The organism is Frankia sp. R82, from assembly GCF_023716925.1.
Lineage (GTDB): Bacteria > Actinomycetota > Actinomycetes > Frankiales > Frankiaceae > Frankia.
Window position 1 is genome coordinate 1 of record NZ_JAMQQG010000283.1, and the last position, 15,809, is coordinate 15,809.

15 protein-coding genes, 1 tRNA gene, 1 other RNA gene and 1 pseudogene are annotated in these 15,809 nt (G+C 70.1%); 9 read left to right on the forward strand and 9 right to left on the reverse strand.

The features are described 5' to 3' along the window. Both ND747_RS20975 and ND747_RS20980 read left to right on the forward strand, forming a co-directional pair. Positions 1 to 905, forward strand: a 905-nt coding sequence (locus ND747_RS20975) for a CHAD domain-containing protein (protein WP_251735649.1), incomplete at its 5' end; no start/stop codon positions are given. A 451-nt stretch (positions 906 to 1,356) separates the two neighbouring features. Beyond that, positions 1,357 to 1,560, forward strand: coding sequence for a cold-shock protein (locus tag ND747_RS20980; RefSeq protein WP_018500469.1), 204 nt, complete (start codon positions 1,357 to 1,359; stop codon positions 1,558 to 1,560). Between the two features lie 534 nt (positions 1,561 to 2,094). Here the strand turns inward: ND747_RS20980 and ND747_RS20985 are convergent. Together ND747_RS20985 and ND747_RS20990 are read right to left on the reverse strand one after the other, a co-directional pair. Then, a complete protein-coding gene (locus ND747_RS20985) occupies positions 2,095 to 3,201 on the reverse strand; it encodes an aspartate-semialdehyde dehydrogenase (RefSeq protein WP_251735651.1) in 1,107 nt (368 codons plus the stop codon). A 112-nt stretch (positions 3,202 to 3,313) separates the two neighbouring features. Beyond that, positions 3,314 to 4,582 carry an aspartate kinase gene (locus ND747_RS20990; protein ID WP_251735652.1) on the reverse strand — a complete coding sequence of 423 codons (1,269 nt, stop codon included), beginning with the start codon at positions 4,580 to 4,582 and terminating at the stop codon, positions 3,314 to 3,316. 305 nt (positions 4,583 to 4,887) lie between these two features. Here ND747_RS20990 and ND747_RS20995 point away from each other — a divergent pair, with 305 nt between their 5' ends. Next, entirely contained in the window at positions 4,888 to 5,472 is a 585-nt protein-coding gene (locus tag ND747_RS20995; protein WP_251735654.1) for a TerD family protein, read from the forward strand. 293 nt (positions 5,473 to 5,765) lie between these two features. Here the strand turns inward: ND747_RS20995 and ND747_RS21000 are convergent, their stop codons facing one another. Beyond that, positions 5,766 to 6,218, reverse strand: a complete 453-nt coding sequence (locus tag ND747_RS21000; RefSeq protein ID WP_251735656.1) for a hypothetical protein — start codon at positions 6,216 to 6,218, stop codon at positions 5,766 to 5,768. Positions 6,219 to 7,263: 1,045 nt separating this feature from the next. On the opposite strand from ND747_RS21000, the gene ND747_RS21005 reads away from it, so the two are divergent. Beyond that, positions 7,264 to 7,785, forward strand: a complete 522-nt coding sequence (locus tag ND747_RS21005) for a hypothetical protein (RefSeq protein ID WP_251735657.1) — start codon at positions 7,264 to 7,266, stop codon at positions 7,783 to 7,785. 79 nt (positions 7,786 to 7,864) lie between these two features. On the opposite strand, the gene recR is transcribed toward ND747_RS21005, so the two are convergent. The 4 genes from recR to ffs all read right to left on the reverse strand — a co-directional run bounded on the left by recR (position 7,865) and on the right by ffs (position 11,983). Next, the gene (gene recR / locus ND747_RS21010) at positions 7,865 to 8,464 is read right to left on the reverse strand and encodes a recombination mediator RecR (protein ID WP_251735659.1); all 600 of its coding nucleotides are present in this window, start codon (positions 8,462 to 8,464) and stop codon (positions 7,865 to 7,867) included. A gap of 34 nt (positions 8,465 to 8,498) precedes the next feature. Further along, the gene (locus tag ND747_RS21015) at positions 8,499 to 8,960 is read right to left on the reverse strand and encodes a YbaB/EbfC family nucleoid-associated protein (protein ID WP_251735661.1); all 462 of its coding nucleotides are present in this window, start codon (positions 8,958 to 8,960) and stop codon (positions 8,499 to 8,501) included. 53 nt (positions 8,961 to 9,013) lie between these two features. Then, a complete protein-coding gene (locus tag ND747_RS21020; RefSeq protein WP_251735663.1) occupies positions 9,014 to 11,848 on the reverse strand; it encodes a DNA polymerase III subunit gamma and tau in 2,835 nt (944 codons plus the stop codon). A 38-nt stretch (positions 11,849 to 11,886) separates the two neighbouring features. Continuing rightward, positions 11,887 to 11,983: signal recognition particle sRNA small type (gene ffs / locus ND747_RS21025), an RNA gene on the reverse strand. A gap of 207 nt (positions 11,984 to 12,190) precedes the next feature. Here ffs and ND747_RS21030 point away from each other — a divergent pair. The 3 genes from ND747_RS21030 to ND747_RS21040 all read left to right on the forward strand — a co-directional run bounded on the left by ND747_RS21030 (position 12,191) and on the right by ND747_RS21040 (position 13,499). Then, positions 12,191 to 12,275: transfer RNA gene (locus ND747_RS21030), tRNA-Ser, on the forward strand. 204 nt (positions 12,276 to 12,479) lie between these two features. Continuing rightward, positions 12,480 to 13,001 (forward strand): hypothetical protein, encoded by a 522-nt coding sequence (locus tag ND747_RS21035; RefSeq protein ID WP_251735664.1) that lies wholly within the window; start codon positions 12,480 to 12,482, stop codon positions 12,999 to 13,001. 114 nt (positions 13,002 to 13,115) lie between these two features. Further along, entirely contained in the window at positions 13,116 to 13,499 is a 384-nt protein-coding gene (locus tag ND747_RS21040; RefSeq protein WP_251735666.1) for a hypothetical protein, read from the forward strand. 6 nt (positions 13,500 to 13,505) lie between these two features. Here the strand turns inward: ND747_RS21040 and ND747_RS21045 are convergent. Beyond that, positions 13,506 to 13,856, reverse strand: a pseudogene (locus ND747_RS21045) (site-specific integrase); the annotation flags it as partial. Next, positions 13,846 to 15,093, reverse strand: a complete 1,248-nt coding sequence (locus ND747_RS21050; RefSeq protein ID WP_251735668.1) for a helix-turn-helix transcriptional regulator — start codon at positions 15,091 to 15,093, stop codon at positions 13,846 to 13,848. The pseudogene ND747_RS21045 and the gene ND747_RS21050, both read right to left, overlap by 11 nt. Positions 15,094 to 15,162: 69 nt before the next feature. Between ND747_RS21050 and ND747_RS21055 the strand changes: the two genes are divergently transcribed. Both ND747_RS21055 and ND747_RS21060 read left to right on the forward strand, forming a co-directional pair. Beyond that, positions 15,163 to 15,393 (forward strand): helix-turn-helix domain-containing protein, encoded by a 231-nt coding sequence (locus ND747_RS21055; protein WP_251735670.1) that lies wholly within the window; start codon positions 15,163 to 15,165, stop codon positions 15,391 to 15,393. Continuing rightward, on the forward strand, positions 15,390 to 15,626 hold the full coding sequence (locus tag ND747_RS21060) for a hypothetical protein (protein ID WP_251735671.1): 237 nt from the start codon (positions 15,390 to 15,392) through the stop codon (positions 15,624 to 15,626). Before ND747_RS21055 ends, ND747_RS21060 begins: the two co-directional genes overlap by 4 nt. The last annotated feature ends 183 nt before the right edge of the window (positions 15,627 to 15,809 follow it).

Genomic DNA, 15,809 nt, shown 5'->3' on the forward strand with positions numbered 1-15,809 from the left:
CCCCGCGGCGGCTGCGGCGCTCGCGGCCCGCCGGCGAAGTCGTCCGCGCCTACCTCGTCGAACAGGTGCGCGCCCTGCTCGCCGCCGATCCTCGGGTTCGGCTGGACGAACCCGAGGCCGTCCACCGGATGCGCGTCGCCTGCCGCCGGGCCCGCAGCGCCCTGCGGATCTTCGCGCCGCTGTTCCCCGCCGCGACGGTCGCCCAGCTCGACGCGGAGCTGCGCGATCTCGCCGGCGCGCTGTCGGCCGCCCGCGACGCGGAGGTGCAGCTCGCCTACTTTGACGGCCGGGTCGCCGAACTGCCCGTCGAGCTGGTCGCCGTCCCGGTGCACGAGGTGGTGCGTGCCCACCTCGATGCGGGCCTGGCCGCCGGCCGCGAGCAGGCCCTGCAGATGCTGCGCAGTGAGCGTTACTTCGCGTTGGTCGACGCCCTGATCGCACTGGCTCAGGCGCCGTTCACCGGCCCGGCCCGCAAGCCGGCCAGCGCCGTGCTGCCCACACTCGTCCGCCGCGCCGACCAGGCGCTTGCCCGCAAGGTGACCGCGGCCTCCCGGCTCCCCGTCGGGCCCGAGCGCGACGAGCTGCTGCACACCGCCCGCAAGCAGGCCAAGCGGCTGCGCTATGCGGCCGAGATCGTGAGTCCGCTCTATGGCGCGAAGGCGACGAAACTCGCCGACGTCGCCACCCAGGCGCAGGAACTGCTCGGCACCCACCAGGACGCCACCGTAGCCCGCGATCTGCTGCGGGCCTGGGGCATCGCCGCCCAGACCCAGAACAGCCCCGCGGCCTTCACGCTCGGTGTGCTCTACGGGCTCGAGGAGTGCCGGGGGCGGTTGGCGGAGCGTGACTTCTTCGATGCCTGGCCGCGGATCTCCGCGCCCCGTCACCGCCGCTGGCTGCAGTAGGCCGCTACTGGCTGTCGTAGGCCTGTAGTAGGTCGTCGGGCCAGTGGACCCCCACGTGGGTGTGGTCCCCGCTGTGGTCGGACGGAAAGTTTCCAAGAGATCACCCCAACGGGTGTCACGTCCGGGCCGTCGGCGGCCCGGCGCCGGCCGAGAACCGGTGTCCCCCGGAAATGCCCTGGCAGCCCGCAGGATTGCCCGATGACGTCGCCCGACCCGGCCGGGGGTCGGGCGGCGACGTTGTTCTGTTACCGGGGCATGAAGTGGACTTCCTTGCTCAGAGGACTCCCGCGAAGCCCTCCATCCGTGTAGCGTCGTCCTTGGCCGGAGTTCGCCAGTTCGCGTCTCATCCGAGACGCAGCGGAACAACGCCAGGAACTCTTGTGGCTTCCTGGCGTTCGGTCCGGGGCCCGCGTGGTGCGGGTCCTGACTGCACCAGCAGGGAGAACGGCACGTGGCTCAGGGCACGGTGAAGTGGTTCAACTCGGAGAAGGGCTTCGGCTTCATCTCCGTGGACGGCGGCGGCTCCGACGTCTTCGTTCACTACAGCGCGATCGACATGGACGGTTACAAGGCACTTGAGGAGGGCCAGCGGGTCGAGTTCCAGGTGACCCAGGGTCAGAAGGGTCCGCAGGCCGACGCCGTCCGCGTCGTCTGAGCCACGAGAGACTTCATGGTCAGCCCGCCCAACGGGTCCTCCGCTGGGCGGGCTGACTGCATGTGCGGACTCTGTCGTTTCGCTGTTCGGTGGCCTTCTCGTGGGTCCGGCAGTGGCGGAACTCTCGGTTGACGGCGTGGGCGGCCTCGGCTTGCCCCGCCCGTCCACCGAGTCGCGGCAAAGTACCTGTCGGACAGTTCCCCACAAGGCGATATCCCGCCGCTCACGGTAGGAAAGCCGAACTTCGGGCATCGTCGGCGCCGGAACGGTCCTGGTACTTGTGGGTGTCGCCGGCTACTGCAGACTGTGATTTCGGTGACGGGCCGCAGCGGGTTCGATGCGCGGTATCTCCGGTAATCCATGTCGACGTCAGCCGCTTGGGTAAGAGTGCCTTCTTGCCTTTCCGATCACGGTCGCCTTCGCGTTGGCTTAAAGCTTCCTAAGAAATACCGGAAAGTGATTGGCATGTGTTGCCGAGAGGCCTGGCCGGCGGTCGGATCCGGCCGCCGGCCAGGCCTGGCCAGCCCGGGTGGCTCAGTCAGCTGGTACGGCGACCGGATCAACCCGGTCGGCCGCGCCGACGAGCAGCTCGGCGATCTGCAGCGTGTTCAGCGCCGCGCCCTTACGCAGATTGTCTCCGCAGAGGAACAGCGCGATCTCGTGCGGATCGTCCGGCGACTGGCGGATGCGCCCCACCCAGGTGGGATCGGTGCCGACCACGTCCGACGGCGTCGGATACTCGCCGGCCGACGGGTTGTCGACGACCTCGACGCCGGGTGCGGTCAGCAGCACCTCGCGGGCCTCGTCCGCCGTCACCGGCCGGGCGAAGCGGGCGTGTACCGCAACCGCATGCGTGGTGATCACCGGCACTCGCACGCAGGTCGCTGAGACCCGTAGCCCCGGCAGGCCAAGAATCTTGCGGGACTCGTTGCGAACCTTCAGCTCCTCCGACGACCAGCCGCCGTCCTTGAGGGAACCAGCCCACGGCACGACGTTGAGCGCCAGCGGCGCGGGGAACGGACCCAGGCCGTCCGCCCCGAGGGCCTTGCGCACGTCCCCGGCGCTCTGCCCGAGCTCGCGGGTGCCACCTACGGCGGCAAGCTGGTCGTAGAGGGCGTCGATGCCGGCCTGCCCAGCGCCGCTGGCGGCCTGATAGGACGCGGCGAACATCGACTCGAGGCCGAACGCCCGGTGCAGCGCGCCCAGCGCCACGATCATCGACAGGGTGGTGCAGTTCGGGTTGGCGATGATGCCCCGCGGTCGCTCGGCGAGCCGGTTGGCGTTGACTTCGGGCACGATCAGCGGCACGTCGTCGTCCATCCGGAAGGCGCCCGAGTTGTCGACGGCGACCGCTCCACGCGCCGCCGCGATCGGCGCCCATTCGGCGGACACCTCGTCGGGCACGTCGAACACGGCGACGTCCACCCCGTCGAAGACTTCCGGCGCCAGCACCTGCACGACCACGTCCTCGCCGCGCACGCGCACCGTCCGCCCGGCGGAACGGGCCGAGGCGACCGGCCGGATCTCCCCCCAGATGTCCGGACGCTCGGCGAGCAGCGACAGCATCACCGTGCCGACCGCACCCGTCGCACCCACCACCGCTAGCGTCGGCAGCCGCGTGCTCGTCCCGTCGCCCGTCATGATCGAATCCCTCCGGTCCGTCGAATGTGTGTAGCGGGGCGGCCGGTCGGCCACAGCCGGCCGGCGACCGGGGCGGTCATCGGGCTGTCGCCGGTCATCGGGCTGTCGCCGGTCATCGGCCGGAGCCGGCGTAGACCACGGCACCGCCGTCGGGATCGCCCAGCTCGAACGCGCTGTGCACGGCCCGGACGGCGGCGGGCAGGTCGGTGTCGCGGACCACCACCGAGATCCGGATCTCCGACGTCGAGATGATCTCGACGTTGATGCCGGCGTCGGCGAGCGAGCCGAAGAACCGGGCCGACACGCCCGGATGCGACTTCATTCCGGCACCGATCAACGACAGCTTGCCGATGTGGTCGTCGTAGAGGGTCCGGTCGAAGCCGATCTCACTCTGCACCTTCGCGAGCGCCGTCAACGCCGTCCGCCCGTCCGCCTTGGGCAGGGTGAAGGAGATGTCGGTGCGCCCGGACCCGGCCACCGACCCGACCTGGACAATCATGTCAAGGTTGACGTCGGCGTTGGCAACGGCCCGGAACACCGCGGCCGCCACCCCGGGCTTGTCCGGACAGCCGACGACCGTCACCTTCGCCTCGGCGAGGTCGTGCGCGACGCCGCGGATGATGGCCTGTTCCACGAGCTGTGCCTCCGCAATCTCGGTGACCCACGTGCCCGGCTTCGACGAGAAGGACGAGCGGACGTGCACGGGGACGTTGTAACGGCGGGCGTACTCGACGCACCGCAACATCAGGATCTTGGCCCCGCAGGCCGCCATCTCCAGCATCTCCTCATAGGAGATCCGGTCGATGCGACGGGCATCCGGGACGATGCGCGGGTCGGCGCTGAACACGCCGTCCACGTCGGTGTAGATCTCGCAGGCATCCGCGGACAGGGCGGCCGCGAGCGCCACCGCGGTGGTGTCGGACCCGCCACGGCCGAGCGTGGTGATGTCCTTGGTGTCCTGACTGACGCCCTGGAAGCCGGCGACGATCGCGATCGCGCCCTCGTCCAGTGCGGCGCGGATCCGCCCGGGCGTGACGTCGATGATCCGGGCCTTGCCATGGGACGAGTCGGTGATCACACCCGCCTGTGAACCGGTGAAGGACCGGGCCTCCGCGCCGAGCGTGGTGATCGCCATCGCCAGCAGCGCCATCGAGATCCGCTCACCGGCGGTGAGCAGCATGTCAAGCTCGCGCGCCGGCGGCAGCGGTGACACCTGCTCGGCCAGATCCAGCAGCTCATCGGTGGTGTCACCCATCGCGCTGACCACGACCACCACGTCGTTGCCGGCCCGGCGGGACTCCACCACCCGCTCTGCCACTCGTTTGATGCGGTCCGCGTCGGCAACGGAGGACCCACCGAACTTCGCGACCAGGAGCGCCATGGCAGTCAGGTTACCGAGCACAGCGGCTCGATCGGGCCGCGCGCGTGCGAAACCACGCCACCTGTGGACAGGCGGCCCTCGCCTGTGGACAGGCGGGTCATCACCCGCGGTCCGTGTCGTCCCGGCGACGGCAGGCTGGGCGGATGCGGCAGGTTGTGCCAGGGTGACGGAGACGGCCGCAACAGCCACAACGACCGTGCACAACGACCGTGCCGGCACGCCTACCGGGCCACGCACGGATGCCTCACGCGACCCCGCCAACTGGCCACGACGCCGTGCGCCAGCCCCAGGAAGGACCAACCGTCATGGCAGTCAGCCTCGCCAAGGGTGGCAACGTCAGCCTCACGAAGCAGGCGGCGCAGGCCGGAAACGCCCAGCTCACCTCGCTCAACGTGGGCCTGGGCTGGGACGCGCGCACCACTACGGGGACGGACTTCGACCTGGACGCCTCGGCGATCGGCCTCAAGCCCGACGGCAAAGCGCTCAGCGACGCCTACTTCGTCTTCTACAACAACCTGGCGACGCCGGACGGAGCGATCACGCTGACCGGCGACAACACGACCGGTGAGGGTGAGGGCGACGACGAGTCGCTGATCATCAATCTGCCGGCGGTTCCGGCCGACATCGACCGGATCGTCGTACCGGTGTCGATCTACGACGCGGCGAGCCGGTCGCAGAACTTCGGCCAGGTGCGCAACGCCTACATCCGCGTCGTCGACCAGACCGGCAACGAGCTGGTCCGCTACGACCTCTCCGAGGACTACTCCACCGAGACCGTCGTGATCTTCGGTGAGGTGTATCGCAGCGGCGCCGAGTGGAAGTTCCGTGCGGTCGGTCAGGGCCACAACGACCTCGGTGGCCTCGCCCGCGACCACGGCGTCAGCGTCTGACCACGGCGTCAGTGTCTGACCACGGCGTTAGCGTCTGCTCGCGGCGTCAGGGTCTGCTCGTGACATCAGTGTCTGAGCCGGCGCAAGCCTCCGGCCACAGCCAGGCCGGCCGGACCATGCGGTCCGTGCCGGCCGGCTTGGGCCCGGAACCGCCACGCCTCGGGCAGCTCCCGTTCGCCTCCGTGAGGACCTGTCCGTCTCTGTCGGGACCTGTCATGCTTCGGGCCTTCGGGTAACGGTCTGTTCCCTGCCGGACGGCTGGGCCCGGCCGTGTTCCGGACTGATCAGGTGCGTCAGCCGGCGCGGGCGGCCAGGCGACGCAGAAGCAGGGTGCCAGCGGCGGTGAGCAGCACAGCCGTGACCACCTCCCGAGGCAGCCGGTTACGCGCCTCGTTCTGAATGCGCTCATGGAAACGGTCGAAGCGGCCCGGCCATGGGCTGGTGCCGACGAAATACCGCCCGACCTTGTCGGTGTCTGGCAGGCAGGCCCCGGTCATGCCGGCAAGCACCGCGAGTCGACGCCCGGACGGGGCCGCCGCGGTCAACAACGCCATGGCCGCAAGCCCCGCCACGCCATCGCGTCGGGCGATCGGCAGCCATTCGGACTCGGTGTTCGGACCGGTGCCCCAATGTGGCATCGCGTCCATGGCCAGATGCGAGGCGAACCCCGCCACCAGCGCCGCCGCTGGGCTGCGAATCGCCATCCCCACGAACGCGCCCGCGGGGACATGCGAACTGATGATCATGTGGGACCTCTCTGGACGGTGCGGGCAGGCCGGCTCGGCGGCCTCCACCTGACTCTTCCACCTGGTGCGCGCGGCACCTCCACCGCGGCACCTCGACCGCGGCCGCTCGCCGCTTCCGCCACGTCCGGGCGGTCCTTCTGGCCCCTACCCTGCCACCCCATCCCCGGCCGCCCACCCGTACTGTCACTGTAAGCATCCAGATGACCTCGTAAAGCATCTTGGCATGCCGCTCGATCTCGCCTGTCGCCCGCCGCCCCGTGGCGACCGCGCCGCCTCCGTTGCCTCCGACGGTCGCCGAAAAGGGCTTGATCGCATCTTGCCGAGGCTCGGTGAAGATATGAGGTCCTGGATTCTTCACTGGCCCTCGGCAGGATCGGCCGCGGCGTGGGATTCATCGGCGGTGTGGTTCCCGGTGGCGTGGTACCCAAGGTGATCTTTCGTCTGGGGTGACTCTTCGGGCGGTTGGCGGTTGGGCCCCAGGGAAGCCTGCCGGGTCGAGTGCCAGTGAGATGCGCCACTCCACAGGGTCGATGCATGTGCATTTGCAACCGAGGATGCCCGTTCTGTAGGTCGCCCATCTGCGCATTTTGCTGCAGGTGCGGACGCGCACCCGGATGGGCGGTATGACGCCCGGCCATCGGCTCACGCCGACGCCCGCGCAGCTTCCTGGGCGAGCGCGCATCATGGTACATCTGGCCGCGGGGCGTAGCATTTAGACACGGAGTGCAGCATCCTGGTGCTGGTTGCTGCACAATTCCCTGCGTCAGGCTGATGTGGAGTGCTGAACGTAGTTTGGGTTGCGAAAGGTAGTAGGCCGGCAGGAATGACGAAGAGTTCTCGAGCTGGCCGCGCACCCGTAGACGATCATGCCGCTGCCGCCGCCACGACCACGACTGGGACTGGGGTCGAAGCTGGGTCTGGAGTCGAGGCGGGTGCTACCGGGTTTGGGCGGAGTTGGCCCGCAGGATGCTGGTATCTGCGTCCGCATCGGGTGCTTTCCGCGACGGATTTCCGGCCGGACCTGCCGCCGGGAGCGGTCATCTCAGTGGCGTGGCACCTGGACGGAGCCGGTCGGATCGTCGCCGGGTCGCTGCCGCGGGGCAGTCCGCATGGTGGGGCATGGGGCAAACGCGTCCTGCGCGGCGAGGGCATCTGGCCGGCGGAGATGTATCGGCGGGACCGAGAGATCACCGAGGAGCTCGATGTGGTGGAGCCCGGCTCTGCCACCGATCCGGCCCGGATCGTCGTCCATGGACCATTGCACGACATTCCTGGCCTGGTCGATCAGCCCTGCCTACCGACGGGAGGCTGGACGCGCTCGGTCGCCCGGCTGCGCCGAGATGCCTGCCGGATCCGGATCCGGGCCGGGGGGCGGACCTGGTGGATCCGGGCGTCCCGGATGTTCGGGGTGCGGGTGGTTCGCGAGAACGGCGTGGACGTCTACTGCACCCGCGGCGGCCGGCAGTCAGTGTTCAGCGCCGAGGCGGATCAGCTTGACGTCAGCGTGGTGCTGCTGACGCTCGGATCGATTCCCAGCTCCGCCTACGCCCCGATCCTCGGCTTCTGACGCCTGACGCCTGACGCCTGACGCTCCAGGCGTGACGCCTGAGGCGTGACGGACTGCCGGCCGTCGAACGGGTGGGCGCTCAGGCGCCGACGACGCGGCGTCCTTCGAAGGCGCGACCGAGCGTGACCTCATCAGCCCATTCCAGATCGCCACCCATGGGCAGGCCGCTGGCGAGCCGGGTGACCCGCAGACCCATCGGGCCGATCTGGCGGGCGAGGTAGGACGCGGTCACCTCGCCCTCGGTGTTCGGGTCGGTGGCGAGGATCAGCTCGGTCACCGACCCGTCTGCGAGGCGGGCGATGAGCTCGCGGATGTGCAGGTCATCCGGGCCGACACCGCCGATCGGGTTGATCGCCCCGCCGAGCACGTGATAGCGACCGCGGAACTCGCGGGTGCGCTCGATCGCGACGACGTCCTTGGGCTCTTCAACCACGCAGATCAGGCTCTGGTCGCGGCGGGGATCGGCACAGATCTTGCACAGTTCGGCCTGGGCCACGTTGAAACAGCTCCGGCAGAACCGGATCTTGTCCTTGACCTCGGTGAGCACCGCCGCCAGCCGGCGGACGTCCACCGGATCGGCGGACAGCAGGTGGAAGGCGATCCGCTGGGCGCTTTTCGGCCCGATGCCGGGCAGCCGGCCAAGCTCGTCGATGAGGTCCTGGACGACGCCCTCGTACATCGGTGCTCCTGTCCGTCCGCGCCGGTGTGCCGACCTAGCGTGGGATCTGGCCGCCGGCGGCGGAGCCGCCGCCACCGCCGAAGAGCTCACCCAGGGCGCCAAGGCCACCCAGACCGCTGGATGCGCCGCCGATGCCTGCGGGGCTGCTGGTCGCGCCTGGTCCACCCAGGCCACCGGTGAGCGAGCCCATCCGCTCGGCGGCGAGCCGATGGGCGTTGGTCGTGGCGTCCCGTACCGCGGCGAGAACCAGATCGGCGAGGGTCTCGGTGTCCTCCGGGTCGACCGCCTCGCGGCTGATCGTCAGGTCGACCAGTTCGCCGCCACCGTTGACGGTGGCCTTCACCAGACCGCCACCGGAGGTGCCGTCCACCCGGGCGCCCGCAAGTTCCTCCTGCGCCGAGATCAACGCGGCCTGCATCTGCTGCGCCTGCTGGAAGATCTGCCCCAGCGAGGCGCCTGCGCCCGCGTCGCCGACGGGAATCTGCGGGTTCGACATATCACCGAGCCTACTGTGCTCGGACGTCTGCTCCCGCCGACGGCCGACACCGGTCAGGACGTCGAGATCTGCTCGATGACCGTCGCCCCGAGCCCCGAGCGCAGCAGGGACATCGCGGCCTCCTCGCCGCCGCGCGCACCGCCCGGCTGGTGCGGGGCATCGTCGTCGTCGAGGGACGGCTCGTCCGCTGCCGATGGCGCGTGACCGGCCTCGAACGAGCTGGTGTTACCCCGTGCGGCGGTGTCCGGGCGTGCGTCGGTGCGGACGAGGGTGCCGGTGCGGCCGTGCAGGACACCCGGGTTGGCGGGATCGATGGCACCCGCGTGCGCCGGATCGGTGCGATCGCGTGCCGAACCGGCATCACCACCCGTGGCAGCCGCGCCGTCCGCGGGTCGACCACCACCCTCGTCCCGGCCGGCACCCGCCGGAATGGGCGGGCGCCCGCCGCCGGGCACGAGGGAACCCCCCTCGTCCCGGCCGGACCACGCGGTAGTTGTTCCCGGAGTGCTCGACAACGGTGGGTGACCAGCGTTGGGGCCTGATCCGGCGGGCTGGCCGGGTACCGCGGGCTGGCCCGATCCGCCGACGTGGCCTGGCCCGCCGACGTGGCCTGGCCCGCTGACATGGTCGGACGCGACCGCGCTGGGACGGGTGCCGACGACGGCTACGGATGCGGCCGATCCGGCGCCACCGAAGCCGGCCCCACCGAAGCCCGTCCCGCCGGGGCCCGCACTGGCGAAGCCCGGGGCCGGGGTCCCGTCACCACCGGGAGGTGCCGGGGACGTTGCGCCCCAGCCCGTCCCACCGGCCGAACCGCCACCGCGGTACTCACCGCTGCCGCCATACCCACTGCCGCCATACCCGCTGTCACTGTCACCCGGCCCACCACCGTTGCCGCCGCTGCCGTAGCCGGGCCCGCTGTTGCCGTAGCCACCGCCGTTCGCGGGTACGGGCGGTGGCCCGCCGGGACGAGCGCCGCCGCGCCCCGCAGCCGAGCCGCCGGTCGGCGCGACACTCACCCGCCAGGTTCCGCCGACCTCCTCGGCAAGGGCGGCGCAGAACACCTCGGCGTTGTTGCCCTGACCGAACATCCGACCCATCGGCTGGCTGGCGAACGCGAGCACGACCTCGTCCCCGCGTATGTCGGCGACGCTGGCATGGTCCTTGAGGATCGCGTGGGTCTTGCGACTGCGCTGCGCGGCGCGGCCGAGTACGGCGTCCCACACCATCCGCAGCCCGGCGGCATCGATCCGTCCGCCTGCGCCGCCGCCGCCGCGGCCCCCGCCACCACCGCCACCGCTGCCAGCGGTCGGCGCGGACGCGGCCGCAGATCCGTATGCCCCGGCCGGGGCGGCGTTCGCCGGAGCCCAGCCGGCAGGACCCTGAACTGCCGGACCAGGCCGGACCGGGCCCGCCGGGGCCGACATCCCTGGCCCGGCGGGCATACCGGGTCCGTGGCCACCAGCCGAACCGTGTTGGTCAGCCGGACGATGTTGGGTACTCGGACCGTGCTGGCCGTCGGGACCGTGCTGGCTGTCGGGACCGTGCTGGCTGCCGGGTCCGTGCTGGCTGACCGGTGCGCGCTGACCGCCGGGAGCGCCGGGGTGTCCGTCGGGGGCCGGGCGTCGCGGACCGGGGGGAGCCGCGACCGCCGGCTGGTGCGGGGCAGCGACGAAGGCGGCTGGGGCCGGGCCCGCGCCGACCGCGTCGTGGGACGGCAGGGGGCCGTCCATGGCGGAGCGCCGTTCGAGGCGTTCCAGCCTGGTCAGCAGGGCGGCGGGATCGGTGGCGGCGGTGGGGAGCAGGGCGCGGGCGAGGATGAGCTCGAGCATGAGCCGCGGGCTGGTCGTGCCGCGCATCTCGACCAGGCCGGCGTGCAGCACGTCCGCCGTGCGGGACAGCTCCGCCGGGCCGACGGAGGTGGCCTGGGTGCGCATCCGGTCGACCTGGTCGGGGGAGAAGGACTCGAGCAGGCCGCGGTCGGCGGCGTCCGGGACGGCGGCCATCACGATCAGGTCGCGGAACCGGTCGAGCAGGTCGAGGGCGAACCGCCGCGGGTCGTGCCCGGCGGAGACGACCTTGTCGACCACGGTGAACAGGCCCGCGCCGTCGCGGCGGGCGAGTGCGTCGACCGTCTCGTCGAGCAGGACGCCGTCGGTCATGCCGAGCAGCGTCACCGCCCGGTCGTAGTGCAGGCCGTCGTCGTCGGCGCCGGCGAGCAGCTGGTCGAGCACGGACAGCGAGTCGCGCACCGACCCGGCGCCGGCCCGCACGACCAGCGGCAGCACCGTCGGGTCGACCGCCACCCCCTCCTGCTGGCAGATCGACGCCAGATGCTCGCGCAACACCCCCGGCGGGACGAGCCGGAAGGAGTAGTGGTGGGTGCGGGAGCGGATCGTCGGCAGGACCTTGTCCGGCTCGGTGGTGGCGAAGACGAACTTCAGGTACGGCGGCGGCTCCTCGACGACCTTCAGCAGCGCGTTGAACGCCGCGGCCGTGACCATGTGCGCCTCGTCGACCACGAACACCTTGAACCGCGCGGACGCCGGCGCGAAGAACGCCCGTTCGCGCAGGTCACGGGCATCATCGACGAGGCCGTGGGAGGCCGCGTCGATCTCGGTGACGTCCATCGACGACCCGGTGCGGATGCCGACGCACTCGTCGCACACCCCGCACGGCTCCGGTGTCGGCCCGTGGATGCAGTTCAGCGAGGCGGCGAGGATGCGCGCCGAGGACGTCTTGCCGCAGCCCCGCGGGCCGCTGAACAGGTAGGCGTGGTGCAGCCGGCCCGTCGACAGGGCTTTGCGCAGTGCGTCTGTCACGTGCCCCTGGCCGACGACCTGGGCAAAGGTCGCGGGACGGTACCGGTTGTACAGCGCTGCGCTCACTGGCCTGCTCCACGTGCTCGACGAGAAGATCGACGAAACGAGGGGACCCCCCGCACACCCGTCAGAGCCCGCTTACCCTTGCTGCCTTCCGGCCCTGGGGGAGTTCACGAGGATAACGCCGCACGAGGGGTCTGCTGGGCAGTCTAACCTGCCCGGAGCGATCATGGATGCCGAGGTCCCCCCGCCGCCCCACCGGTCCTGGACGACCCTCGACCGTGCCGGCCTCCCGTGACCGTGCCGGCCCCTTGCGGCTGCGCCGTCCCCGCGTCCTGTCCCGTGCCGGCTGTGGGGACGGGGACCCCGCCGCCCACGGTCGGCTGACGATCAGATAGTCTCGTCAACGGAGGATTCGCCTAGTGGCCTAGGGCGCACGCTTGGAAAGCGTGTTGGGGGCAACCCCTCGAGAGTTCGAATCTCTCATCCTCCGCCGTGCGCCTGCTGGGCGCTTCCCTGTAATACCAGCGGAAACGCTGCCTTCACCGGTCGCGTCACTGCCGTCAACCGGGCTGGTGCCCACCTGGTGCCCACGCCGTACGGTGCGGGGCACCGCCGCTGCCACCGCCTCGGCCGCCTTCTGGCCGGACGAACGCAGCAGATGGACGTACAGATTCCCGGTGATCGACGTCGAGCTGTGCCGCATCCGCTTCGACACGAGAGCAAGATCCATGCCTTCGGCAAGCTGGATCGACGCCGACGAGTGCCGCAGATCGTGAAGCCGTCGGCGGGACAGCAACGACCAGCCGAGCTCCGCACCCACCCCGACATCGACCGGCAGGGGAGCGGCGAGCGCCAGCCGCGCCCGGGTGCCGCTCATCCCCACGGCGGACACGACCGTGACCTCTCCGACCGGCTCACGGTCGACGTACAGCGTCCAGCGGCCGACCGGGTCCCGGTAGCGGACCCCGACCACGATCTCGACGGCACCGGCCGCCGCGGGCATCCGCACCGTCGTGCACAACCCCGCGCGGCGGGCAATCTGCCACATGCGCCGGGTGACCCACTGCGGATCGAGGTACCGCCCATCTGGGCGCGTGAACATCAGCTCCTTGAGCTGGACCGGCTTGCCATGCTCGTTGGGAAGAATCCCGTTGCCCCAGTCGGCGCCGACCTCTTCCCGTTCAGCGTCCTGCGCGAGCTTGTGCGCGAGCAGTGAGCCGAGCGTGGCGCCGTCCAAGTCCACCTTTGCCTTGCTGCTGGATGTCTTCGGGGGCCACACCCCGGCTGTGTTGCCGACTTCGGTGATCTGCTGGGTGATCCTGAGGACCGCGTGTTCTTCGTCCAGAGCCGGCCAGGACGCGCCGCATGCTTCACCGCGCCGCAGCCCGTGAAGCGCGATCAACTCCCACATCGCGGCGAGCCGGTCGGCCGCCGCCTCGTCCAGGAACACCCCGACGTCCTCGGCCGCCCAGGGTTCCACCTCGGGCCGGTTGTAGGAGGGCAGTTCGACGCCGTCAGCCGGGTTGAAGGGGATCATCCGCTGTGTGACCGCATCGTCGAGCGCGCTCTTGAACATTGCGTGAGCGTTGGCGATCGTCGACAGACCAACGGGGCGGCGCTTGGTGGCGCTGTCGGCCTGGACCCGCTGGTACGCCAGGCTGATCTGATGGGCTCGCAGCGAGGCGAGGGGGATCTCACCGAGGTAAGGCAGTAGGTGAAGCCGAACGTACTGTTCGTAGCGTCGCGCCGACGTCGGCCGGAGCCGCTGCTTTCCCGGGAGCCACAGGTCGACGAGGTAGACCCGCACGGTCAGGCCGCCAATATCTTGCCCACCAGCGAACACACGTGACACGGCATCGGCGGCGGCCTTCTCGGCTGCCTTTTTCGTCTCGAAACCGGAGCTGCTGATCTCGCTCTTCCCGACAAGGGGCACGAGGGCTACAGGAACACGAAATCGGAAGCTCCAAGTCCCGTGAAGACGCTGTTCCAGCTGCGGGCACCGGCCGCGCGGGTACTTCCGCTTGGTCTGCGGGTCCCGGCAGCCGCACCGGCGGTCAACATCAACCTTCATCCGGGAGCGCCTCCTGGCCCTCGCGAAGTCTGTCGGCGAGCCGGCCGAGTAGTTCGTGAGTGATCTCGCCTCGTCGCACTTCCGGATCCGAATCCGGATGGTCCTGTTCCGCGAGGATTCGGTCTCGCTCTTCAGGGAGCCAGCGGCCCCACAACTCCATCGCGAGTTTCGCAAGGTAGCCCGCAGGCCATCCCAGAGCCCGGGACGCCTCCTCCATAGCTGCCCGCGCGGCAAGCTCTGTCCGGATCTCCTCAGCCCGGGTGGACATCCACTCTGCCTGCCTGGCCTGGCGCTTGCGTGCGCTCATCTCCGGATCGTCAGGAAGTGGCCGCAGCTCCTCTTCGCGCTTCTCGTTCAGAGTCCGGAGACCCCACAGCGCCATCGCGGCCACAAGCACTTCTGAGACGCTGACGCCCAGCTGCCGGGCCACCGCCTGCTCAGCGTCACCCGACCGGCGTAGCAGGTTCGCCAAGAGTGACGGGTAGATCTCCTCGCCTGCGACCGTCACCTTGGACTCGTTGTTGATGATCGATTCATCCGCGTTCCGGACGACACCTGCGAGCAGGGGTACTGCTCCTGACTGGAGAGCCGCGTCGATCGCAGCCAACAGCCGCCGAGTCACGTGGCCGCGCAGCGCCTGCAGCCCACGTCCGTCGACAGCATTGCCGCGTGCTTCCACGTCGCGTGCCGTCTCCGCATCGCGTTGCGCGGTCAACGAGTTGCCCCATAGCCACATCGACGCGTCGAGCACTCGTTCCACTGGCACACCGAGTTTGCGTGCCGCCTGACGCTCCGCCTCCAACGCCTGCCGTGCGGTGGACGGTCCGGGCGGCCGAACATCAGGGCCGAACGGGGCCGTCGTGTCCCATGCCTGGGTCGATCTGACCAGCTGATGCACGGTGGCGCCGGTCAGGACCAGCCCCGGGGCGATCTCGATCATGTCATCTTCGGCCGCGACGATCTCGACGAGCGGGCAGCCGAGGATCGCGGGAAGTAGTAGCAGTTCAGGCCCAGTCAGGGCTCTCTGCTCGGTCTCCAGCGCGGCGACCGTGCTGGGCTTCCAGCTCAGGCCCCACCTGGTCGCGCGTCCAGCGATCTCGGCCTGGGTCAGGCCGCTGTCCGTCCGCAGCCTGCGGAGACGCTCCGCGATGTTGCTGGTCATCGATACCGCCACGTCCCGGAACGTAGCGGTTCGCGCAAGGAAATAGGCATGGCGCGACGTTACGACATCAAGCATGTCTATGGCTAGGTTTGACATCGCGCCCCGCGTCGTATGTGATGTTGTCAACCCACTGAGGAGGGTGGTTTGACTACGTCACTTGATCAGGAGCATCCCCTACGTCGCTGGCGTAGGGAGCACAACGCGAGCCTCGACGACGTGTCCGGGCTGACAGGGCTGTCGGCCGGCACGCTGTCACGGGTTGAACGGGGGCGCTGCAGCCTTCGCGCCACGACGAAGCTGACGGTGTCCCGGCGGCTCGGCCTACCGGTGCGAGACCTCTTCCCGCTCGACTCTGTCGACGAGGTGCCCGCATGAGCGCGTCTGGCGGGCACCCTGCGCGAGGTCAGTGGACCATCGCGGATCTTGACCGGCTGCCGCTACTGGCAGATCTGCCGACCGCCGCATCCATTCTCGGGATGGGGACAACGAAGGCGCGGACGCTTGCGCGAGCCGGGCAGTTCCCCGTCCGGCTCATCCGCCACGGGGACCGGTGGGCAGTGCCCGTCGCTGCGCTCCGGCGGCTTCTGCTCGCCGAGGTCGACGCATGAAGTCATTCAGCGCGCGCGCCGTGAATCCGAGGATGCGACCGGCCGGGGTGCCCGCCCCGGCCGCCGCCAACAACCCGACCCCCACCACAGAGGTCAACACCGATGATGATACCCGCGACGACCAGTCTGCCGCCTGAACCGGCCGGTGACGACAGGATCGCCGAAGTCGTCGACCTGAACGCC

Coding starts and splice junctions, on each gene's coding strand:
- ND747_RS21050 (WP_251735668.1), bottom strand. CDS start 15,093: ATGCTTGATGTCGTAACGTCGCGCCATGCCTATTTCCTTGCGCGAACC.
- ND747_RS21015 (WP_251735661.1), bottom strand. CDS start 8,960: ATGTCGAACCCGCAGATTCCCGTCGGCGACGCGGGCGCAGGCGCCTCG.
- ND747_RS21060 (WP_251735671.1), top strand. CDS start 15,390: ATGAGCGCGTCTGGCGGGCACCCTGCGCGAGGTCAGTGGACCATCGCG.
- ND747_RS20990 (WP_251735652.1), bottom strand. CDS start 4,582: ATGGCGCTCCTGGTCGCGAAGTTCGGTGGGTCCTCCGTTGCCGACGCG.
- ND747_RS20985 (WP_251735651.1), bottom strand. CDS start 3,201: ATGACGGGCGACGGGACGAGCACGCGGCTGCCGACGCTAGCGGTGGTG.
- ND747_RS20995 (WP_251735654.1), top strand. CDS start 4,888: ATGGCAGTCAGCCTCGCCAAGGGTGGCAACGTCAGCCTCACGAAGCAG.
- ND747_RS21000 (WP_251735656.1), bottom strand. CDS start 6,218: ATGATCATCAGTTCGCATGTCCCCGCGGGCGCGTTCGTGGGGATGGCG.
- recR (WP_251735659.1), bottom strand. CDS start 8,464: ATGTACGAGGGCGTCGTCCAGGACCTCATCGACGAGCTTGGCCGGCTG.